The 22,192-nt window shown below is 29.5% G+C and carries 21 protein-coding genes; 1 reads left to right on the forward strand and 20 read right to left on the reverse strand.

Translation table 11 applies throughout. From position 1 onward, the window contains the following. The first annotated feature begins 49 nt into the window (after nucleotides 1–49). A complete protein-coding gene (locus O0R46_RS06605; protein WP_269310941.1) occupies nucleotides 50–967 on the forward strand; it encodes a ribonuclease Z in 918 nt (305 codons plus the stop codon). Between the two features lie 99 nt (nucleotides 968–1,066). Here the strand turns inward: O0R46_RS06605 and O0R46_RS06610 are convergent, their stop codons facing one another. The 20 genes from O0R46_RS06610 to O0R46_RS06705 form a co-directional block, all read right to left on the reverse strand. Then, complete coding sequence (locus O0R46_RS06610; protein WP_269310942.1) at nucleotides 1,067–2,428, reverse strand: ribonuclease E/G; 1,362 nt, start codon at nucleotides 2,426–2,428, stop codon at nucleotides 1,067–1,069. A 9-nt stretch (nucleotides 2,429–2,437) separates the two neighbouring features. After that, nucleotides 2,438–3,139 carry a TIGR03936 family radical SAM-associated protein gene (locus O0R46_RS06615; protein WP_269310943.1) on the reverse strand — a complete coding sequence of 234 codons (702 nt, stop codon included), beginning with the start codon at nucleotides 3,137–3,139 and terminating at the stop codon, nucleotides 2,438–2,440. Continuing rightward, complete coding sequence (locus tag O0R46_RS06620) at nucleotides 3,139–4,998, reverse strand: TIGR03960 family B12-binding radical SAM protein (RefSeq protein ID WP_269310944.1); 1,860 nt, start codon at nucleotides 4,996–4,998, stop codon at nucleotides 3,139–3,141. Before O0R46_RS06620 ends, O0R46_RS06615 begins: the two co-directional genes overlap by 1 nt. A 19-nt stretch (nucleotides 4,999–5,017) precedes the next feature. Next, nucleotides 5,018–6,145, reverse strand: coding sequence for a rod shape-determining protein RodA (gene rodA, locus O0R46_RS06625; RefSeq protein ID WP_269310945.1), 1,128 nt, complete (start codon nucleotides 6,143–6,145; stop codon nucleotides 5,018–5,020). Nucleotides 6,146–6,165: 20 nt separating this feature from the next. Then, nucleotides 6,166–9,171, reverse strand: coding sequence for a penicillin-binding transpeptidase domain-containing protein (locus tag O0R46_RS06630; protein ID WP_269310946.1), 3,006 nt, complete (start codon nucleotides 9,169–9,171; stop codon nucleotides 6,166–6,168). A 25-nt stretch (nucleotides 9,172–9,196) separates the two neighbouring features. After that, nucleotides 9,197–9,682: a rod shape-determining protein MreD gene (gene mreD / locus O0R46_RS06635; RefSeq protein WP_269310948.1), complete on the reverse strand. Its 486-nt coding sequence runs from the start codon at nucleotides 9,680–9,682 to the stop codon at nucleotides 9,197–9,199. A gap of 8 nt (nucleotides 9,683–9,690) precedes the next feature. Further along, complete coding sequence (gene mreC, locus O0R46_RS06640) at nucleotides 9,691–10,572, reverse strand: rod shape-determining protein MreC (RefSeq protein ID WP_269310950.1); 882 nt, start codon at nucleotides 10,570–10,572, stop codon at nucleotides 9,691–9,693. Nucleotides 10,573–10,584: 12 nt separating this feature from the next. Then, nucleotides 10,585–11,634 (reverse strand): rod shape-determining protein, encoded by a 1,050-nt coding sequence (gene mreB, locus O0R46_RS06645; RefSeq protein WP_269310951.1) that lies wholly within the window; start codon nucleotides 11,632–11,634, stop codon nucleotides 10,585–10,587. A gap of 156 nt (nucleotides 11,635–11,790) precedes the next feature. Next, the gene (radC, locus tag O0R46_RS06650; RefSeq protein WP_269310952.1) at nucleotides 11,791–12,480 is read right to left on the reverse strand and encodes a RadC family protein; all 690 of its coding nucleotides are present in this window, start codon (nucleotides 12,478–12,480) and stop codon (nucleotides 11,791–11,793) included. Between the two features lie 167 nt (nucleotides 12,481–12,647). Next, nucleotides 12,648–13,070, reverse strand: coding sequence for a 3-hydroxyacyl-ACP dehydratase FabZ (fabZ, locus tag O0R46_RS06655; RefSeq protein ID WP_269310953.1), 423 nt, complete (start codon nucleotides 13,068–13,070; stop codon nucleotides 12,648–12,650). A 14-nt stretch (nucleotides 13,071–13,084) separates the two neighbouring features. Continuing rightward, nucleotides 13,085–14,323, reverse strand: a complete 1,239-nt coding sequence (gene fabF / locus O0R46_RS06660; RefSeq protein ID WP_269310954.1) for a beta-ketoacyl-ACP synthase II — start codon at nucleotides 14,321–14,323, stop codon at nucleotides 13,085–13,087. A 10-nt stretch (nucleotides 14,324–14,333) separates the two neighbouring features. Continuing rightward, on the reverse strand, nucleotides 14,334–15,080 hold the full coding sequence (fabG, locus tag O0R46_RS06665) for a 3-oxoacyl-[acyl-carrier-protein] reductase (protein ID WP_269310955.1): 747 nt from the start codon (nucleotides 15,078–15,080) through the stop codon (nucleotides 14,334–14,336). Nucleotides 15,081–15,113: 33 nt separating this feature from the next. Continuing rightward, nucleotides 15,114–16,145 carry an ACP S-malonyltransferase gene (locus O0R46_RS06670; RefSeq protein ID WP_269310956.1) on the reverse strand — a complete coding sequence of 344 codons (1,032 nt, stop codon included), beginning with the start codon at nucleotides 16,143–16,145 and terminating at the stop codon, nucleotides 15,114–15,116. Next, entirely contained in the window at nucleotides 16,138–17,079 is a 942-nt protein-coding gene (gene fabK, locus O0R46_RS06675) for an enoyl-[acyl-carrier-protein] reductase FabK (RefSeq protein WP_269310957.1), read from the reverse strand. Before fabK ends, O0R46_RS06670 begins: the two co-directional genes overlap by 8 nt. 23 nt (nucleotides 17,080–17,102) lie before the next feature. Continuing rightward, nucleotides 17,103–17,330, reverse strand: coding sequence for an acyl carrier protein (locus O0R46_RS06680; RefSeq protein WP_269310958.1), 228 nt, complete (start codon nucleotides 17,328–17,330; stop codon nucleotides 17,103–17,105). A gap of 66 nt (nucleotides 17,331–17,396) precedes the next feature. Then, nucleotides 17,397–18,419 carry a beta-ketoacyl-ACP synthase 3 gene (locus tag O0R46_RS06685; RefSeq protein WP_269310959.1) on the reverse strand — a complete coding sequence of 341 codons (1,023 nt, stop codon included), beginning with the start codon at nucleotides 18,417–18,419 and terminating at the stop codon, nucleotides 17,397–17,399. Continuing rightward, nucleotides 18,409–19,152 (reverse strand): MarR family winged helix-turn-helix transcriptional regulator, encoded by a 744-nt coding sequence (locus O0R46_RS06690; RefSeq protein ID WP_269310960.1) that lies wholly within the window; start codon nucleotides 19,150–19,152, stop codon nucleotides 18,409–18,411. Before O0R46_RS06690 ends, O0R46_RS06685 begins: the two co-directional genes overlap by 11 nt. Before the next feature lie 2 nt (nucleotides 19,153–19,154). Continuing rightward, nucleotides 19,155–19,895: a carboxyl transferase domain-containing protein gene (locus O0R46_RS06695; RefSeq protein WP_269310961.1), complete on the reverse strand. Its 741-nt coding sequence runs from the start codon at nucleotides 19,893–19,895 to the stop codon at nucleotides 19,155–19,157. Between the two features lie 58 nt (nucleotides 19,896–19,953). After that, nucleotides 19,954–20,826: an acetyl-CoA carboxylase, carboxyltransferase subunit beta gene (gene accD, locus O0R46_RS06700; RefSeq protein WP_269310962.1), complete on the reverse strand. Its 873-nt coding sequence runs from the start codon at nucleotides 20,824–20,826 to the stop codon at nucleotides 19,954–19,956. 3 nt (nucleotides 20,827–20,829) lie between these two features. Further along, entirely contained in the window at nucleotides 20,830–22,191 is a 1,362-nt protein-coding gene (locus O0R46_RS06705; RefSeq protein WP_269310963.1) for an acetyl-CoA carboxylase biotin carboxylase subunit, read from the reverse strand. Nucleotide 22,192: the final 1 nt, after the last annotated feature.

The raw sequence follows: 22,192 nt of genomic DNA on the forward strand, positions 1-22,192 counted from the left end.
AGTCTGTATATTAAATTAATATTAATGTTTTCAGATAGGTGGTGATAAAATGGTAAACATTACTATGTTAGGTTGCGGTGGAAATGTACCATCTCCAAGTAGATTTTGTTCATGTTCACTGATTAATTATAAAGGTAAAAAAATATTGATAGATTGTGGTGAAGGTACCCAAATTTCTATGAAAAATTTAGGGACTGGTTTTAAAGGTATTGATTTGGTACTCATTACACACCTTCATGGTGACCATATCAACGGACTACTTGGCCTATTATCCTCTTTGGGAAATGCCGAAAAAAGGGATCCATTGATAATAGTAGGACCAAAAGGTATTAAAAGAGCTATAAAAGCTATGATGATTTTATGGGAAGGACTACCTTATGGGTTGAATGTAATAGAAAATCCAATAGGCAAATTTTCTGTTAATATGCCTATTTACAACGAAATTGAAATTGATGTATTGGAATTAGAGCATTCTGTTGAATGTCTAGGATATAGTTTATATTTTAAGAGAAATAGATCTTTTTCTGTTAAAAAAGCTCTATTCAACAATGTTCCAAAAAGTCTTTGGAAAAATCTTCAAAAAGGTCAAACTTTTTACTACAATAATAAAACATATACTCCTGATATGGTCCTTGATAAGGAGAGAAAGGGTATAAAATTAACTTACGTTACCGATACTAGGCCAATAAAAGAAATTGAAACATTTGCAAAAGATAGCTCAATTTTTATATGTGAGGCTATGTATTCAGACGATATGGATATTGGAAAAGCTGTAAAAAATAAACATATGACTTTTAGAGAAACATGTAACCTGGCAAACAAATCCAATTCTAAAAAATTACTATTAACACATTTTTCGCCTTCAGTAAGTAAACCAGAATTATTTGAAGATTTTACTAAATCTTTATTCAAAAATTCTATTATAGCTTATGACGGAATAACTATTGAAATACCATACGAAGATTAGTTAATCATTTCCAATTTTATTGAATATAAATAATATAAAAAGACTAGTCATTGATTTATATATTATCATATAAAATCACACCCTAGTCTTTTTTATTACTTATATTTTATTAATTTCAACTTTTATATTATATTTATTTTCAAAGTCGCCAAATACCATTGGTCTGTTTGAAATAATGAAATCATACTCTTCTTTATTTATATTAAGCTCAATTAAATTATTATTTTTAGTATGTACAATATCATGTATAATCTTTCTTTCTAAATGGTCAACTATATAGTTAATTGAATAAGTTACGGCCTCTTTTACGTATTTATTACAATCAAAGTAATAGGAGTGTAGAGAATTTCCTTCACGTCTTCTTGATATTTCCATTATTCCTAACTTAGTAAAACCATGTATATTAAATTTTATAGATGATTTAGAAAGATATTTAATCATAATATCAATTACTTCTTGTCTCTGTTTTTCATCTTTCATATCTATAAAATCGACTAAAATTATACCATATAGATTTCTAACTATTATTTGATTTGCAATTTCCCTAGCACACTCTTTATTAACTCTAAAAATTGTATTTTCATAATTGCTATGTCCTATATATTTGCCAGAATTGACATCAATTATCGTCATAGCCTCAGTAAATTCGACAGTAAACCATGATCCAGATTTTAAATGAATTGTCTTTTTTAAATATTTTTCAATCTTATTTTCAATTCCATAATCTCTGAATACATCTATTGAATTTGACTTTTCTAATTTATCAAGATATGAATTATCAATTGATTTAACTATATTTCTTATTTGCCTATTTTCATAGCAGTCATAGTAAACAATCTTATTTAAGTCTCTATTTAAATGTTCTTGAATATATTTATCTACTGAATTTGAATCTGAATAAATAAGACTTAAGTCATTTGTTTCATTGAACTTTTTTTCTATTTTTTGATATCTATCTAACAATATGGTCAAATCTTCTTTTATTTCTTTTTTACTAGCATTTATGGCATTAGTTCTCAACAAAAAAGATTGATTACTCGGCGATATTTCCTCCATTATTTTTTTTAATCTGTCTATCTCTTCTTTTTTTTCAATTTTATTGGAAAAAACTAGTTTAGAATTATCTGGTATATAAACTAGATATCTTCCAGATAAACTTATTTCTAGACTAAGACTTGGTTTTTTATCTCCTTTTGCCAGCTTAATTACTTGAACAAGCAACCTATCATTTTCATAAATTTTTTTATTTTTTGGATATTTTAAATAAGCTAGTTGAGAATTACCAATATCAATAAAGCATGCATCCATAGATTTTAATAATTTAACTACTTTTCCGGAATAAACATCCTTGACACTAATATTTGATACTTTATCATCTATTATTAATTCTTCAATTTTTCCATCCTCAAGCACGGCTAATTTTGAAGAATTTATGAATCTTTCTATATAAAATTCTCTCATATCTTTAACCTATAAAGGATTCACTAAGCGCCCATTACTATAGAAATATAAATCTTTTCTAATTATATGAACATCTAAAGGATCCAAATCAATATTTAAGTATTTTAATAAAAGAGGTATAAAAATATTAGTATTTAGATTTTGTCTTGAACCAGTAGCCAAAAGTGCGCCTATACTTATTTCATCTTGATTAATATCAAATAAGTATAGTTTTTTTATTAATGGTCTAATATCAACTTGTACCAACTTTTTCTTTTTATTTAACTTTTCTAAATTTATTTCTTCTTTTTGCAGTAATTCTCCAATATATTTATCAACTTGTTCTTTTGAATATTTATTAATATTTTCAATTACAAATATATAGTCTCCAAACTCTATATTTGCTGCAAGTGCTTTTTCTCCTTGTTCAAGTTCTACACATTTTAAAAATTCAATTCCATTTGGAAGTGCTAAATTTAATCTATCTAATAATTCATCACCTTTAATATCTTCATCTTCTATCTCAATATCCAAATACTCACCATAACTTTCAATTCCCAAAGCTAATGCATTACCATAACTTATTTTAGGATGCGGATTATAACCATTTGAATATTCTATTTTTATTTTGGCTCTTCTAAACACTCTTTGAAGTAGCCTTTGTAAATCCAAATGTGATATATAAATCATATCACCTACTTTTATAAACTTTATTCTAAAAGTTTTTGACATTAACAAAGCCCCCTTCCTATATCATTAGTATTTACACCACAAGCATTACACCCGCCTCTACAATCCTTTGTTTCAGTTGCCTGCTTTGCTAACTCATTTTCTCTAATAAGAAACTCCTTCGTTACTCCTACATCTACGTGATCCCAAGGAAATTTTTCATCATATTCTCTTTGTCTATGTGCATAAAAGCTTGGATCTAAATTATTCTTCTCCATAGCTTTTAACCAGATTTCTAAATTGAAATGCTGACCCCAACCATCAAATTTCGCTCCCATATTATAGGCATCAAGCAGTACTTTTCCGAGCCTTCTATCACCTCTTGCAAATACAGCTTCCATTAAACTTGTTTGAGAGTCATGATAAGCATATTTTATACATCCGTGTTTTAATCTATCTTTTAAATAGTTTTGTTTATCTTTTACCATTTGGTTTGTATCTTGTCCGTGCCATTGGAAAGGAGTAAAAGGTTTTGGCACAAATGTTGAAGTACTTACTGTCACATTAAATTTACCACCCAATCTTGGACCATTTATTTCCTTATATACATCTATAGCCTGATAGGCTAACTCTCTAATTCCATCCAAATCTTCATATGTCTCTGTTGGTAGACCAATCATAAAATACAATTTAACACTATGCCATCCCATTGAAAAAGCCTTTGATAGAGCATCGTACAGATCATTTTCATGTACCCCTTTGTTTATTACATTTCTCATACGCTGAGTTCCTGCTTCTGGTGCAAATGTCAGTCCTGTTTTTCTTACTTGTTGAACCTTTTCAGCAAGTTCCATAGAGAAATTATCCAATCTAAGCGAAGGTAACGACACTCCAATATTTTCATCAGCAAAGTTATCCACTAGATAATCAGTTATATCATCTATAGCAGAATAGTCACTAGTGCTCAAAGATGATAAAGAAATCTCATCATATCCAGTATTATCTATCATGTTATTTACTATCTCTTTTAATCTTTCAAAAGATTTTTCTCTGATAGGTCTATATATCATTCCTGCCTGGCAAAATCTACACCCCCTAGTACAACCTCTAAAAAGTTCCAATACTATTCTATCGTGGACTGTTTCTATATAAGGTACAATTAACTTTTCCGGATATTCTACTCTATCCATGTCATTTATTATTCTTTTCCTTACTTTATCTGGAGCGATAGGATTTATTTTATTAAACTCTTTAATCATACCATCTTCATAATATTCAAATTCGTAATATGATGGTATATATACTCCATCAATCCCTACAATTCTTTGATAAAAATCTTCTCTATTTTTTCCATTTTCATAAGGCTTTTCTCTTATCCATTTCTTATACTCATTAATTACTTCTAAATTTAATTCCTCTCCTTCACCAAGCACAACAATATCTACAAAGTCAGATAAAGGCTCAGAATTATAAGCACATGATCCTCCTACCATTATAAAAGGATCTCCATTTTTTCTATCTGTTCTAAGCTTTGGTATACCTGCCAAATCCATCATATTTAATATATTTGTATAGCACATTTCATACTGAAGTGTAAAGGCTACAAAATCAAAATATCTAATTTCTTCTCTTGATTCTAATGCAAATAAGCCTATATTATTCTCTCGCATCTGCTCTTCCATATCTAGTGCAGGAGCATATACTCTTTCGCAAAATATATCTTCATCTAAATTTATAGAGTTATATAAAATATGACTTCCAAGGTGACTCATACCTATTTCATATAAGTCAGGAAAGCAATGTGCATACCTGATTAAATCTACGCTTCTAGTATCTTTATGAGTTGTATTTAACTCATTACCAATATATCTAGATGGTTTTTCTACCCTTTTAAGGATTTTTTTTAAATCAACTCTCTTCAATTGCTTCCCTCCAAATTACTTACTTTAACTTAAATAAATTTGTATTCCTTCTTCTTAAAAAAATATTAAGTACTATGCCTATATTAGCCATAGATGTCAGTAATGAACTACCTCCATAACTTACAAATGGTAGAGTTACACCAGTGACTGGCATAAGTCCAACTGTCATGCCAATGTTTTGTATTACTTGATATACAAACATACCTGTGATACCCATTACTATATATGTTCCATATGAGTTTTTAGATTTTTTAGCTATCATCAATAATCTTGTTATTAATAATGCAAATAGAATCAGCATTACTAGCATTCCTATTAGACCTAACTCCTCACCTATTACAGCAAAAATAAAGTCACTATCTCTTACTGGTAGGAAATTTTCTTGATTTTGTGAGCCATTATATAGCCCTTTACCCAATAAACCACCTGATCCAATCGCAATCATTGATTGTAATACCTGATAATTTGTAGATGACTCTGGATTAAAGAAGTTAGTTATTCTCACTCTTTGATGGGGAGCCATAAACAAAAACATTATAGGAGTCAATATTAGTAAAGCTATTAATATTTTTCTAAGTATTTTATTGTCTAATCCAGCACTGTAAATCATGAAAAAGCTTATAAACATAAATACTATAGCTGTTCCAAGATCTGGTTGTAACAGTAAAAGTATTATAAAAGGTGCCATATAACCTATAAGTTTTAAAAGTGTTTTCGGGTCATTAATAGTTTTTTTATTTTTGTCTACAACACTTGCAAAACATAATGTAAATGTTGTTTTTACAAGTTCAGATGTTTGAAAATTAAATGATCCAATCTTAATCCACGATTTAGCACCGAACTGTGTATTTCCTACTCCTGGTATCATTACTACTGCCAAAAGTAAAATACTGACTATGTACAATGTCCTATGATATTTACCAATATTATTGTAGTCAAAAAGAAGGATTACAGCTATTATAATTATGCCTATAATAAACGCTGTCAACTGTTTATATATCTGTGTAAAATCACCTGTTACATTAGCATGCGTTGCACTACTAAGCACAATCAGGCCATATATAAATATTGAACTAACAATTAAAGTTAATTTCCAATCTATGGATTTAAGGAATCTAAATTTTTTATTGTAATCTATTCTTTTCATATATTCCTGCCTTCCATAATTTATTCTATACCTATTGAACCCTCTGTTTCTCCATCATTGTTATTTTCATTCTGATAATTCTTGTTTTTTTCTTTGTTTATACTATTACTTTTTGATTCATTCTTTGTTTCTTCTTCTGTCATCACCTTGATATCATCTTTCTTTAAACCAAAGTATTCTGCAATTACCTCTCTAACTGGTAATACTGCATAAGAACTAGTTTCTCCTTGAGGAATCATACATGCCACTGCAATCTTAGGATTATCTGCTGGTGCATAGGCTACAAACCAACCAAATGCTCCATAATCAGATTTAAATCTATCAATCTCATCATTACTAATATTTGTATTTACTTCTTTTATTGCTCTTCTAAGCAATGAAGAAGTTTCCTTATCAGATTTATCAATCTTAATTTTAATGCCATCTTTCAATTCTTTTTCCAGTTTCTTTCTTATATCAGAATCAGTGTCTGGATTTTTTATCTTTGCTTTAATAGACTCCTCTTTTTCCTTAACTAATTGGCCTTCTCTTTTATTCTTTAGTTCTTCATATATCTTCATTACCTGATTTTTATCTACGTTATATGAGTCTAAATGACTTTTTAGATATTCAAATTCATTTTCTGTAGGTATTTTTCCCGATTTTTCTGCTGTACCTGTTTTTGATGCTACTTTTATTGGGAAATTAGAAAATGCTGTTTTTGCAAGACCATCAGTTGATACTCTAACCATTCCAACTTTAATTTTTTCTAAGTTAGAATCATCTTTTAAATCTATTTTTTTTAATTTTCTCTTAGACTCTTCTATTACTTTACCTTTATTATCAACAGATTTGTTAACTAAATTTAAATCTACCAAGTATCCACCATTTGCTAATGCTGAAGTGTATCTTACTACCTGTGCAGGCGTATAAGCATTTTCACCTTGACCAATAGCTAAATTAAATGTATCACCTACGCCCCATTTAGCAAATTTCAGATAGCTATATACTATATTATCTGCGTCTTTTTCTATATATTGGTCCTTAACGCCTAATTTTTTTAGTCTATTCATAGCTTCAACTCTGCCTATTGCTTTATCTTCATCAGCCCATGACACAATTCTCATTATTTTTTCTTCAAATTTTGAATTATCACTCTCATAATCTATTTGATAAAAATGTGTTCTCATTAATTTATCTAGATTATTCTTTAATTGAATTTTAGTACTTTCAATCTTTTGTCGCTCACTAGGTACTCTACCATTCCTAGCTTCTATTTCATCTTCAAGTCCTGTCGGTGAGTCTAAGCCAAACTTCTTGGCGTACTCTAGTATTTTTTTTGCTCCCATACCTAGATGCAAATCTTGACCTGTCATCCAATTTCTATCACTACCAATTACAAAAAAGAAAATATTACAAGATTCTTGTAATGCTTTATAAATATCCACTATTCCGTGATTTTTCTTTTCATGGTGCCAAACATAATCCGCAAATATTTTATTACCAAATTTAATAAAGCCTGGATCATTTATTGTGTACGAGGTGCTAAGCCCTGATTCTAATGCCGCAACACCTGTAATCATTTTAAATACAGAACCTGGTTGGAATACTCCCTGCGTGGCCAGATTTATTAATGGATTAGCAGCTAATATATCATTTTGATTTTTTGGAATATATTCATTATAGTCATCCTTACTTATTCCATCTGCAAATTTATTAGGATCATATGACGGATAACTTGACATAGCCAATACATCTCCATTATTTACATCAACTGCTATCAGTGCCCCTGATTTTGCATTTGGTGCACTCATACCAACTTTTATACTTCCAAACTTGCTTTCAAATGCCGAACCAGATTTTGCTGATTCTATAGCCTTTTTTAAAGATTCATCGGAAGTTTTTTGTACTTTACTATCTATAGTCAAATAAACAGTATCTCCGCTTGTAGGACTTACAGATTTCATCTCTTCAATAACTCTACCTACACTATCTACCTTAACCTCTTTATATCCATTTTCGCCTTTTAATTTGCTTTCATAAGATTTTTCAATACCAGCGAGACCAATTGAATCATCAGCAAAATATCCTTTTTTTACATAATCCTCAGCTCCCTCTGAAGGTATTTTTCCTACATAACCTAAAATATGAGCTGCCTCTTCTGCATTCGGATATACTCTTTTTTGTTGAACTGCTACAGATACACCTGATAAGTTCATTGAATTCTCTTCTATCTCTACTACTGTCTCATTTTTTAATCCTTTGGCCACTGTCACAGGATTATATTGAGTATATACCTTAGATTTTATCATATCTCTAATCAGCATAATTTTTCTAGCTTCAGAATCAGACATAGCTGAATCTATCTTATAGTACTTAGATCTAATTAAATTAAATGCCTCTTGTGCACTTACATCAGATTTCAGCTTATACCCTTCAAGCCAATCATTTTTATTTTTTTGTTCTGTAAATATCCACTCACTTACCATTATAGGTGGATAATAACCCAAAGAATTAAGCTTCTTTTGCAATTCTGTAGGATCCTTATCTCTGTCAGACATTGTCAATTGTCCATCTTTAATAAGTTCATCAACAATCAAATAAAAAGTTTTCTTAGCTTCATAAGTTTGAGGTATATTATTTTCTCTCTTAAAATCACTTATCTTTTTATCAAATGTATATACATAAGAATTTCCATTAATTACAATAGGAAATTCATCAACATATTTTTCTTTATTCTTTTCTAATATATTTATTAATGAATAAGACGCTTTGTTTTGATATGTATTTTTATCCACTCCCTTTTTATTAAATGAATCTGCTATAATTTGAGCTGTGAATTCTGGCTGATTTCCAGCTAACAGTATTCCATTTCTATCTCTAATCTCACCTCTGGGAGCTTGCACTTTAATCTGCTTGTAGGTTTTTTGATCCGCTAAAGTAGAATAGTGCTCGTGCATAAAGGTAGTCATATAGAAAATCTTCCCAAAAACTATAGCTAGTATTATCAAAATTATTTTATTGATATTTTTTAATCTTTTCTTCAAAATAAAGTTTCTACTCAATTTACCACTACTCTTTCCTTAACTTAATTAAACGATCGCTAAATAAAGTGTATGCTATATATGCAACTCCTCCATTCAATATAGGAATTATCAGTACAGCCTTTATAAAGCCAACTAATAAAGGTGGCGATACAAAAAATATAGCTGCCACCAATGCATTAATTATTGAAAATATAGCACTTGTCAATACGACAAGCAAGCACACAATCTTTCTATCGTCTTTAAATATTGTTTTTTCTACATTTGCAATTAAATAGGCTGTACCAACAAATAAGCAGGCGTTAATACCAATTATACCACCTGCTAATAAATCCCCTAATAGCCCTAGTAAAGAACCCAATATCATTGAATCATTCATATCTATATATAGAGATATAAATACTATATATATCAACAATAAATTTACGCTGACCCCACTAAAAATAAAATTAGTAAAAAAAACTTCTACAAAGATCAATAATAAGCCTATTAAAAATAATATAATATTTTTCATATTCTCACCTATTCAACCCTTCTAGGAGGTATAACACTTACAGTATCTAGATTTTTAAAATCTACCTGTGGTTTAATTTTTATTGTTTTCATAGACTTATTTTTGTTATACATTACTTCAGTAACTTTTCCTATTGGTATATTTTCTGGGTATAATCCCATTCCTGAAGTTACCAACAAATCACCTTCTTTAACTGGTGCTTTTGCATCAAATAGATATGCCTGTAGTGATTTCTTTACACTTGTAATTTCAGAGCTACCAATAGCAGAAGATGTTGTAATAACACCTTTGGTATTTTCTTTACCAGAAATTTTAAATCCAACAGATGCTCTAGAATCTACTAAAGAAATTGCCTTAGAATATTTATTATTTACGCTATAAACAATACCTACTACACCATCGCCATTTATTACAATGCTATTTTTTTCAATTCCACTGTCGGATCCTGCATCTATAATAAATGATTTATACCAGTCCCCATCATTTTTACCTATTATATTAGTTGACACTAATTTATTTTTTTGATCCTCTTGAACATAGTTCAATGATTTTTTCAAATTATCTAAACTATCTAGTTTGTTTTTATCACTTTTCAGGTTTATTACTTCTTGCCTTAATTTTTCATTTTCTAGTTTTAATTCATCTAACTTATCTGCATTTGACTTAAAATGAACTATATCACCTGCAAAATCTCCAACTCCAATTACAACATTATTTAAATGCTTACCAAATCCATAAAATAGACGAAATGCAACATTTGACTCAACTAAATCTAATCTTCCTGAATTTGAAAAAGACACTGCTGTTATAGCAATAGTTAGCGCAATTATACTTATAGACGCAAGCAATTTTCTACTTAGCTTTGTCTTATTATTTTTGCTTAACTTCACTTATCTCACCAACTAACTTTCAGAATTCATCATTACAATACTGTGGAAAATATCTTCATTTTCTATAGATTTTCCAGCACCTAATACTACACTTTGAAGTGGATTTTCTGCTAATGTAACATTTAGATTAGTTTCTGATGATATTAATAAATCTAGACCTTTTAACAATGCTCCTCCACCTGTTAGTAATATTCCTTTTTCCATTATATCTGATGCTAATTCTGGAGGTGTTTGCTCTAGAGTAGTCTTTATAGCCTCTATAATTTCTTCAATCGGTAACTTTAAAGCTTCTCTAACTTCTGTAGACCCTAAAGTAATAGTCTTTGGTAGGCCAGTTAGTATATCTTTACCACTTACAGTCATTTCCAATTCTTCTTGACTTGGAAATGCTGAGCCTATTGCATGTTTTACTTTTTGCGCTGTTCTATGCCCAACTATTAAATTATATTCTCTTCTGATATAGTTTTCTAAAAAAACATCAAATTCGTCTCCTGCTATTCTTACAGAATTAGCAACTACTACCCCACCTAACGATATTACTGCTATTTCAGAAGTGCCTCCACCTATATCCACTATCATGTTTCCTTCTGGATCATTTACATTTAGTCCTGCGCCAATAGCAGCAGCCATAGGTTCATCAAGTATGAATACTTCTCTTCCTCCAGCTTGTATAGCCGCTTCTTCAATAGCTTTTCTTTCTACTTTTGTAATTCCATAAGGTACACAAATCACTATTCTAGGGCTAACTATACCCTTTGAACCTTTTTGAATAAAATAGCTCAACATAGCCTGTGTAGCTTCAAAATCAGTAATTACACCCTCCTTTAATGGATTGATGGCTAGAATATTTTCAGGAGTTCTACCTACCATATCTCTTGCAGCTTGACCAACAGCCAAAATTTCGCTATTGTCTTCTCTAACTGCTACAACTGATGGTTCTTCTACTACTATTCCTTGCCCTTTTATATAAACTAAAGTATTGACTGTTCCCAAATCAATACCCATATCATTTGTCATTATAGTATTAATATTCGATTTAAAAAACTTATCAAAAAAGCCCATTTTTACCTCCCATATCTAAATAATTTTTATACATTTAGATTCTTATTAATTATTAATATTCTAAAGTATAGTATAACATATATAGACTTTTAATTATAGAAGTTTTAATGATATTTCAATGATTATTAATATTTTTTTTATTATTTTTACAAATATTTAAAATATATTTTCTTCCTTCAAACTTACATATGTTCCCTCACCAATTATTATATGATCAAGAACTTCAATACCTATTATTCTCCCTGAATCAAATAATCTTTTTGTAATGTTAATATCTTCCTTGGAGGGATTAGGATTACCTGATGGATGATTGTGCATCAATATAATTGCATTTGCACTATGTTTAATTGCTTCTATGAATACCTCTCTGGGATGTACTATTGATGAATTTAAACAACCCACTGATACATCAACATCCTTTATTATCTCATTTTTAGTATTTAGCAATATGACTTTAAATATTTCTTTTTTATTGTAACGCATTTTTTCCATATAAAACTCATAAATATCCCATGGATTTGTTATTTTATATCTTTCAGGTATATAAGAAGCAACTCTTATACCTAACTCAATAGCTGCTTTTATTATGCACGCCTTAGTATTGCCAATACCAACTATATTACATAATTCCTCTATACTAACATCTGCCAAATCTCTAATGGAATTGCCTTTATCACAATTTTTTATAATTTTTGTTCCTAGAGATATAGCATTGTCGTTTTTATTTCCTGTTCTAATTAATATGGCTAAAAGTTCCGAATTAGATAGACTTTTTATTCCCAATTTCATCATTTTTTCTACTGGTTTTTGATCATCACATAGTTCTTTTATTTTTATATTTTTCATAATTACCTCCAAGAAAATATAGGCATAAATAGAGAAAAGACTGTACAAATATTGAAGTTTAACCTCACTTTGTACAGTCTCTTTAATAGTATTTATGTTATAATTATATTTTCTTTTTAAATAATTATAATATTATATTTTAATTGCATTTTTGAATCTTTAAGATATTAATTTATAAAAAAACTTATTTCTGCCTCGACGCATATTTCTTCTTGGCAAAAAATTTTCCCTTTACCTATTCCGTAATTTTTTCTAAGTTTTATTATTTCAACTTCAATATCTAACTTATCACCAGGCCTAACTTCTCTTCTAAATTTTGCTTGCTTAATACCTGAAAAAAATGCAATTTTTCCCTTGTATTCGTCCATTGATAAAATGGAAACCGCACCTGCTTGTGCAATAGATTCTATTAATAAAACCCCAGGCATTACCTTATGTTTAGGAAAATGTCCATTAAAAAATTCTTCATTTGCACTTACACATTTAACGGCTTTTATATTCTTACCTATATCCATTTCAATCACTTTATCAATTAATAAAAATGGATACCTGTGAGGTATTATTTTTTCTATTTCTTCTATCTCCAACATATTACCACCTAAAATTACTTAATATATTTTTTCATAATAATACTAGAATTATGACCTCCAAATCCCAAAGAATTTGACATAGCATAATCAACTTTAGTATATCTAGTTCCATCAGTAACATAATCCAAGTCACATAATTCATCTTTGACTCTATAATTTATAGTAGGCGCAATAAAATCCTCTTTTACTGAAAAAGCGCAAACTATAGCTTCTATAGCACCCGCTGCTCCTAGCATATGTCCTGTCATACTTTTTGTAGATGATATAGGAGCTATATTTTCAATCTGATTTTTATATAACTTTTTTATTGCAAGCGTCTCTATATTATCATTTAATTTAGTGCTCGTGCCATGAGCATTTATATAACTTAAATCTTCAGCTTTGATATCTGCATCTTCACAGGCTAATTTCATAGCTATATATGCTGAATTAGCCGTCGGATCTGGAGCAGTTATATGATGTGAATCACTAGTTTGACCGTATCCTACAATCTCACATATTATATTTGCATTTCTCTTTATTGCAGATTCTAATGATTCTAATAGTAGAATTCCTGAACCCTCTCCCATTACAAAACCTGCTCTTTCTTTGTCAAATGGTATAGAAGCTCTTTGAACATCTTCTGATACTGATAATGCTGACATGGCTTCAAATCCACCAATACCCATTTGACAAATAGATGCTTCACTCCCTCCAGCAAAAATAGCATCTTGATAGCCATCTTTAATTAACCTATAAGCTTGTCCTATAGAATCAGTACCTGTAGCACAAGCTGTGACTGTTGAAAAACAAACTCCCTTAGTTCCTAGTTCTATTGAAACACTTCCTGAGGCCATATTAGAAATAGATTTTGGTATAAAGTGTGATGACACTTTTTTAGGTCCTTTTTCAATGTACTTTTTAGTTTCCTCACTTATTGTCTCCAATCCACCAATTCCACTTCCAATTATTACACCTGTCCTAAATTCATTACTTTCATCAATTCGATATTGTGAATTTTCTTTTACTTGTTTTGCCGCTGCAATTGCATATTGAACAAATTTATCTTTCTTCTTAGCATTATTTATAGAAAATTTTTTTGGGTCAAAATCACATATTTCTGCTGCTAATTTAACCTTGTGATTTGTTGTATCAAATGATTCAATTTTTTTTATACCATTTTTAGCCTTTTTTATATTTTCTATAAAAATATTTATATCATTTCCCAGTGGGCTAATTACACCTACACCAGTAACAACTACTCTTCTCTTCATAAAAACTCCTTTATATTGATGATAATCCGCCATCTACACTTATTGTCTGACCATTTATATATTTTGCTTGATCACTGGCCAAAAAATATGCAAGATTTGCTATATCACTTGGATAACCAATAATCTTTAATGGTATACTAGAAATTATTTTATCTTTAATGTTTTCCGGTATTTTATCTGTCATATCTGTTTTTATAAATCCTGGAGCTATAGCATTTACTCTTACTCCATATGGTCCTAATTCTGCCGCAAGGGTTTTAGTCATACCAATCACTCCAGCTTTTGTAGCTGAGTAATTTGCCTGCCCTACATTACCAACTATTCCAGCAAGAGATGACATATTTATAATCGCACCTGATCTTTTCTTAGTCATTTTTTTTGCTACTTGTTTTATACAGTTAAATACTCCCTTTAAATTAGTATTTGTTACCTTGTCAAAATCTTCCTCTGACATTCTTATAAATAATTTGTCTTTTGTTATACCTGCATTATTCACTAATACATCAATATTCCCATATTTCTCATATATATACTCAAATTTCTCACAACAATCAACATAATTGCTTACATCAAATTTCAGTGCAAAAACTTCCATATTTTTATTTTTAAGTTCATTTATGAGTTCATTTGCTACTTCTTTAGAATTTATATATGAAAATCCTACGACATATCCTTCCTCTGCAAATTTTTCAACAATAGCTCTTCCTATTCCCCTACTACCTCCTGTAACAAAGGCAACTTTTTTTTCAATAGTCATAAGACCTCCTTATTTTAAAGCAATTTTTATTATTTATATATTTTCACATTTATGGCTTATATTTTCTACAACATAATCTATATCTTTTATTTTTTCTATATTGAATACTTTAATATTTTTATCAATTTTTTTTACAAAAGAAGTTAAACTTTTTCCTGGTCCAATCTCTATAAATGTATCATATCCATCTCTTAATAAATTATTTATAGTTTGTTCAAATAATACTGGTGAATACATATGTTTTTTAAGCATATATCCTATATCGTCTCTTTCAGTATATTTAAATGAATTAGTATTTGAATATACATCAATTTCACTTGATTTAAAAGTAATTTCATTCAAATATTTTTCAAATTTTTCTGAAGCATCAAACATCAATTTAGTGTGAAAAGCTCCCTCTACATCTAGATATACTATCCTTCTTATTGAATATTGTCTTGATAATTCTTCAAAACTTTTTAATGATTTAATATCACCACCTATAACAATCTGTCCTTTAGTGTTGTAATTACAAATACTAAGCGTAGATTTATCTGTATAAGAATCTTGTTTTTTAACAATATTTATTAGATCCTTTATTTTTTCCTCACTTGTTTTCATTACAGCAATCATAGATGACTTTTCACTAATCGCAGCTGCCATTATCTGGCCTCTTTTTTCTACTAAAGAAATAGACTCTTCAACATTCATTTTTTTTGATGCACATAAAGCAGTATACTCACCTAAACTAAGTCCTATCATAGCTTTTATATCCATATTATAAATACTATTAATATCATTATTTTTTATATAGTTAACGCTATATAATTTTAGTTTTTCTTCAAAAATTTTGTAAAGTGATAAAGAATTTAAAAAAATGGCAATTTGACCATATCGAGTCATAGCAAGATTGTCATTATTTGCCTGGCATACTTTTTCCAACGTATCTACATCCAATATTTTCTTTGCCTTATTATATATTTCTTTTCCTTCAGCAAATTCACAGGATTTAGAGCAAATAATTTCTTTACCCATACCATCATACTGTGTCCCTTGACCAGGAAACATTATACATATTTTACTCATTTAAATCACCTAAGACTTTTTTGCACTCATTATTTAAAGATTCAATTATTTTCTTACAAGATTCTTTTTTGTTTACTAAACCAGCACACTGCCCTGCCATTACTGAACCATATTCAACGTCACCATCCAATACGGCTTTTCTTAGAGATCCTGAACCAAATTTCTCCAGTTCGTCAATGCTGACAGATTCTTTTTCCATTTTTGAAAATTTTCTAGTAAATTTATTTTTTATACATCTAATTGGATGCCCTGTAGTTTGACCTGTCACAACTGTTGAAGTATCTTTAGATTGTATAATCTTGTCCTTATACTCTTGGCTAGCCCTACACTCATCGGCTACGATAAATCTAGTGCCCAACTGTACTCCACTAGCTCCTAGACAAAAAGCTGCAGCCATACCTCTTCCATCTGCTATACCACCTGCCGCTATTACCGGCTTATTTACATTATCAACTACCTGTGGCAATAATGACATAGTATTATTGGGTCCTATATGTCCACCAGCCTCTCCTCCTTCGACTATCATGGCCAATACACAATCATTTCTATCCATTCTTATTGCCTGTGCAACAGATGGAACTACTGGAATAATCTTGACTCCTGCTTCATTTAATATTTTAAAATATTTTCCTGGATTACCTGCTCCTGTCACAACTATTTCAACTTTTTCTTCTATTACAGCCTCTATGACATCTTCAATAAATGGGCTAAGCAACATAATATTTAAAGCAAAAGGTTTATCAGTTAGTTTTTTAGCCAATCTGATTTGTTCTACTATCCATTCTTTTGGGGCATTTCCACCTGCAATTATACCTAACCCACCTGCATTTGATACAGCTGCAGCTAAATATGCATCAGACACCCATGCCATACCTCCCTGAAATATTGGGTATTTTATTCCTAACAACTGGCAAATATTATTTTTTATTTTCATAATCTACCTACTTTATAATCATTTTATTTATTTAAGTTTTCAATATAATCAGCAATCAATTTAGGACTTGTTAACTTCTCAATCGCATCATCTTCTACTTCTATATTGTATTCTTCTTCTATTTCTGTCATTATATCCATAACATCTAATGAATCAGCTTCCAACTCTTCTTGAATATTTGTATTATCGCCTATTTTTTCTATTTCTATATCTAATTGTTCTGCTAATATTTCTTTTATTTTTTCTATCATTTTATTACTCCATTCCATTTCAATTTATTTTTTATAGTTTACTTGTATTTTACTTTATTGATATTTTTATATTACTTTTAATAATATAACTCCATAACTAAGTCCCCCACCAAAGGCTAATAGCACTACATATTTTCCTTTTTCTATATGTGCATTATTTTCCTTTAATGAAGTTATATATTCATCCAGTGCAATAGGTACACTTGCAGATGATGTATTTCCGTATTTTTCAATATTTACAAACCATTTATCTATTTCAATATCAGTCTTTATTGATAAATTTTCTATAATTCTTAAGTTTGCTTGGTGGCAAATTATCGCATGCACATCACTTTGATTTATATTATTTTTATCTAATAAATCATTTATAAGTTTAGGTCCTATTTTAGTTGCAAATTTATATATTTGTCTGCCATTCATCTCAATATAATTATTTGACATATCATCTATATCATTTTTCATATCTAGGATTAAATTGAAATCTTTATCATATTCTCCTTTTATATATTGATCTTTTATTTCAAAATCAATATTGTAGAACTTCTGGCAATTATTTTTATCTAGTTTTATTTCTCCATTTGCAGCATCATTTTCTAATAATACTGCCCCTGAACCATCTCCAAATAAAATGCATGTAGATCTATCTTCCCAATTTGTAACCTTACTTAATCGTTCAGAACCTACAACCAAGCAATATCTTATATTTTGCATTTTCATCATGGCTTTGGCTACAGTTAGAGAATATATAAACCCACTACATGCTGCATTTATATCCATACATATAGCTTCTTTTATTCCTAATCTTCCAAGAACATTAAATGATGATGATGGCACTTTTGTATCGTTTGTAACTGATGCAAAAAGAATCAATCCTATTTGATTAGGTTCAATGCCTCCCTTTTCTATTGCTTTTTTACATGCTAGAAATGCTATTTTTTCTGTAGTCTTATTCTTTGAAATTTTCCTTTGAACTATACCAGTTCTCTCTCTTATCCATTCATCATTTGTATCTACAATCTTAGTTAGATCATCATTCGTAAGTACTTGATCATCTGTATAAGAAGCTGTTGATATAATTTTAATAGACATTATCTCCTCCATATTCTTTAACGAAAAAGTTGTTGATATTTACCAGTGCTTTTAGCAGAGCCTTATCCTCATCTAATTTCAAGTCAATTATCAAATGTTCAATCATTTCATCATGAAAATTCTTATGTATTTTTTCTATTAACTCTCCTTTGCGAGTGAGCTTTGCTATTACTACTCTTTTATCGTAAATATCTTTTTCCCTTAAGACATAGCCTTTTTTTTCCAATTTAGTTATTGATGTAGTTAGTGTTCCCATTGTGATTTCTAATATGTCGGCTATCTCTGACATCATTTTACCATCACCACTTTCAATAGCATCTATTACATGAATTTCGCTCATTGAAAGATCTTTAATACCTCTTAATTTCATAGATTTCTCTTCTATAGTTAAAACATTCTTGAATAAATCTACAATTATTGAATTAAGTATTTTTTTTGTAATGTCTCTATTATCAGTATTATTTATTTCATTTAAATCATTTTTTTCTTTATTTTTTTCAAAAATTATATTACTTTGATAATCATCTATATTTTTACTTTCATCATCGTATACTATCGGGCATGATTGTCCATATAAAATGTCATTTTTTTCTTCTACATCACCTTCTGTATAAAAAATAGTCTTATTGTCTTTTACTTCTTCTTCACCATATATTAAATTACTATCATTATTATCATCGATATTAAAATATTCAATATTCTTCTTATCATTTTTGTCTTTATCTCTATCCATTGCTATCCTCCATTAATACGTCTATACTTATCATATCTTTTTTTCAAGATTTTTTCTATAGATTGAGAATAGCTTTTTTCGAGAAATTTTATAATCTCATTTTTTATATTGTACACCTCACCTCCATCCTCTTTTATTATTTTTTCTATAAAGCCAGCATCTAACATATCTTGGCTTGTCAATTTCATTAAGTCAGCCGCCTTTTCTTTTAAATTTGAATCCTTCCAAAGAATGCTGGCAAACCCTTCTGGCGACAATATAGAATAAACACTATTTTCAAGCATCCAAATTTGATCAGTCACACTAAGTGCTAAAGCCCCTCCACTTCCTCCTTCTCCTATTACTATTGAAAGAGTTGGAACTTTTAATTTTGAAAACTCATATATACAATTTGCTATAGCATTTGCTTGACCTCTTTCTTCAGCCCCTATACCACATGCAGCTCCGGGAGTATCCACTATTGTAATTACAGGTAGAGAAAATTTTTCAGCATATCTTAACATACGCAATACTTTTCTATAACCTTCAGGATTAACCATTCCATAATTTCTACTTTTTTCTTGAGAAATTACCATTACTGAATACCGATCTACTTTTCCTATACCGCATATTATTGTATTATCCTCTGAAAAAAGTCTATCGCCATGTAACTCAACAAAAGGATTACAAAAATATTCTATATATTCCTTTGCTTTTTTCCTATCTGGCTCCCTCGCTTTATAAACCTTTTGAATTGCTTTCATAAAACCTCCCCAAGTTCTTATTTAAATTTACCAGCGAATTTTGTATTATTTTTAATTGTTATTTTCCATTTATTAGAAATTTTTTATTGTCTTTTTTTGCTAATATATTATCGTGTATTTCTAATATATCAGATAATATTTCTTTCATTTCATTTCTTTTGCACACCATATCTACCAAACCGTGTGTATACAAAAATTCAGCCTTTTGAAAACCTTCTGGTAATGTGGTTGCTGTCAGCTGTGATATAACTCTAGGACCTGCAAATCCAATTAAAGCCTTATTTTCAGCTATAATTATATCTCCTAAACTAGCAAAACTTGCACTTACTCCTCCTGTAGTAGGATTGGTCAAAACACTTATAAATAGCTGCTTTGCTTTATCGAGTTTCGCTAGTGCTTGGCTTGTCTTTGCCATTTGCATTAATGAATACATTCCTTCTTGCATTCTAGCTCCACCTGATGCACTAAATATTATCAAAGGTATTTTTTTCTTTAAGGATAATTCTATAGATTTTGTAATTTTTTCACCTACAGTGCTTCCCATACTGCCCATCATAAAATGTGCATCCATTACTGCTATTACTGCTTTTTTCCCATTTATTTTTCCAACACCACATCTCACTGCTTCATCTTGACCCGTCTGACTTTTGAATTTATTTTGTATATTTTTATAATTAGGGAAATTTAATGGGTCCCTTATTTTCCATTCTCTAAAATATTCTACAAAAGTTTTTTTGTCAATTATGGATTCTATTCTCTCCATGGCTGTCATTTTAAAATAATATCCACAAATAGGGCAAATTTTAATATTGTTCTTTAATTCATTTTTATTATGTATGGAATTGCACTCTGGACATTTTGTCACTGTCTCAGAATCTAAGTTTATGGACACTGTAGTATATTTGATTTTTTTATTACTTTTAAATAACATATATTAAACTCCCTTTTTATATTTACTTTCCATATAAGAAGTATCAATATTTCCTTTTAAATAATTGTCGTCCTCTAATATTTCTTCATACATTTTTTTATTAGTTTTCACTCCTCCAATTATCAACTCGGACATAGCTCTTTTCATAGTAGATATGGCCTTATTTCTATCACTAGCATACGCTATTACTTTCATCAACATTGAATCATAAAATGGTAAAATTTCATAACCTTGATATATACCACTATCAATTCTTACACCATATCCACCAGGTAAATTTAATTCATTTATTTTACCTGCACTAGGTAAAAAATTATTATCGAAATCATATGCATTAATCCTAAACTCTATAGCATGTCCAGATAGATTAACTTGATTTTGCTTGTAGTTAAGTTTTTTATGTGAAGCAATATTAACCTGCTCTCTAACAATATCTATACCACTTATCATTTCACTAACAGGATGCTCGACTTGAATTCTAGTATTCATTTCCATAAAATAAACTTCTTGTTCTTCTATATCAACTAAATATTCAATCGTACCCGCATTTGTGTAGGATATATATTTTACTGCTTTTTTTGTATACTCATATAATTTATTTAATAAATCATCACATATTGCATAGGCAGGAGCCTCTTCCACTAATTTTTGATGATTCATCTGTAAAGAGCAGTCCCTCGCTCCTAAATGAATTATATTATTAAACTCATCTGCAAGGATTTGAACTTCTATATGTTTTGTCTTGGCTAAATATTTTTCCATATATATTTCTGGATCGCCAAATGAATTTTCAGCCTCTTTTTTTGCAGTATTAAATGACTTTTCTAAATCATCTTTGCAACGGACTACTCTCATTCCTTTTCCGCCGCCACCAGATCTAGCTTTTAAAATAATTGGATAAGTAATCTTTTCTGCTATATCATATGCATTTTCTAAAGACTCTAATATACCTTTTGATCCAGGAATTAAAGGTAAACCAGCTTTTTCCATCGTACTTTTTGATAGATTTTTATTGCCCATAAGATCTATTACTTTACTAGTAGGACCTATAAATTTTATATTGTACACTTCACATAATTTGGCAAAAGAAGCATTTTCAGATAAAAAACCAAAACCAGGATGTATGGCATCGCAAGATGTTACTAAAGCAGCATTTATAATTTGCATTTTATTTAAATAACTCTTTCGTATATCTTTGGGACCTATACATATTGCTTCATCCGCTAGTTTTGTATGAAGTGATTCTTTATCTACAATAGAATAAATCGCCACTGTTTTTATATTCATGTCTTTCAAAGTCCTTATTATCCTCACTGCTATTTCTCCTCTATTTGCAATAAGAACTTTTTTAATAAGTGTTGACATA

It is taken from the genome of Peptostreptococcus equinus, from assembly GCF_027125355.1.
GTDB classification, from domain to species: domain Bacteria; phylum Bacillota; class Clostridia; order Peptostreptococcales; family Peptostreptococcaceae; genus Peptostreptococcus; species Peptostreptococcus equinus.

Bases quoted from the DNA above. Each gene is read 5' to 3' on its own strand.
- O0R46_RS06605 (WP_269310941.1), top strand. From the start codon at position 50: ATGGTAAACATTACTATGTTAGGTTGCGGTGGAAATGTACCATCTCCA.
- O0R46_RS06610 (WP_269310942.1), bottom strand. From the start codon at position 2,428: ATGAGAGAATTTTATATAGAAAGATTCATAAATTCTTCAAAATTAGCC.
- O0R46_RS06615 (WP_269310943.1), bottom strand. From the start codon at position 3,139: ATGTCAAAAACTTTTAGAATAAAGTTTATAAAAGTAGGTGATATGATT.
- rodA (WP_269310945.1), bottom strand. From the start codon at position 6,145: ATGAAAAGAATAGATTACAATAAAAAATTTAGATTCCTTAAATCCATA.
- mreD (WP_269310948.1), bottom strand. From the start codon at position 9,682: ATGAAAAATATTATATTATTTTTAATAGGCTTATTATTGATCTTTGTA.
- mreB (WP_269310951.1), bottom strand. From the start codon at position 11,634: ATGGGCTTTTTTGATAAGTTTTTTAAATCGAATATTAATACTATAATG.
- radC (WP_269310952.1), bottom strand. From the start codon at position 12,480: ATGAAAAATATAAAAATAAAAGAACTATGTGATGATCAAAAACCAGTA.
- fabZ (WP_269310953.1), bottom strand. From the start codon at position 13,070: ATGTTGGAGATAGAAGAAATAGAAAAAATAATACCTCACAGGTATCCA.
- fabF (WP_269310954.1), bottom strand. From the start codon at position 14,323: ATGAAGAGAAGAGTAGTTGTTACTGGTGTAGGTGTAATTAGCCCACTG.
- fabG (WP_269310955.1), bottom strand. From the start codon at position 15,080: ATGACTATTGAAAAAAAAGTTGCCTTTGTTACAGGAGGTAGTAGGGGA.
- O0R46_RS06670 (WP_269310956.1), bottom strand. From the start codon at position 16,145: ATGAGTAAAATATGTATAATGTTTCCTGGTCAAGGGACACAGTATGAT.
- fabK (WP_269310957.1), bottom strand. From the start codon at position 17,079: ATGAAAATAAAAAATAATATTTGCCAGTTGTTAGGAATAAAATACCCA.
- O0R46_RS06680 (WP_269310958.1), bottom strand. From the start codon at position 17,330: ATGATAGAAAAAATAAAAGAAATATTAGCAGAACAATTAGATATAGAA.
- O0R46_RS06685 (WP_269310959.1), bottom strand. From the start codon at position 18,419: ATGTCTATTAAAATTATATCAACAGCTTCTTATACAGATGATCAAGTA.
- O0R46_RS06690 (WP_269310960.1), bottom strand. From the start codon at position 19,152: ATGGATAGAGATAAAGACAAAAATGATAAGAAGAATATTGAATATTTT.
- O0R46_RS06695 (WP_269310961.1), bottom strand. From the start codon at position 19,895: ATGAAAGCAATTCAAAAGGTTTATAAAGCGAGGGAGCCAGATAGGAAA.
- accD (WP_269310962.1), bottom strand. From the start codon at position 20,826: ATGTTATTTAAAAGTAATAAAAAAATCAAATATACTACAGTGTCCATA.
- O0R46_RS06705 (WP_269310963.1), bottom strand. From the start codon at position 22,191: ATGTCAACACTTATTAAAAAAGTTCTTATTGCAAATAGAGGAGAAATA.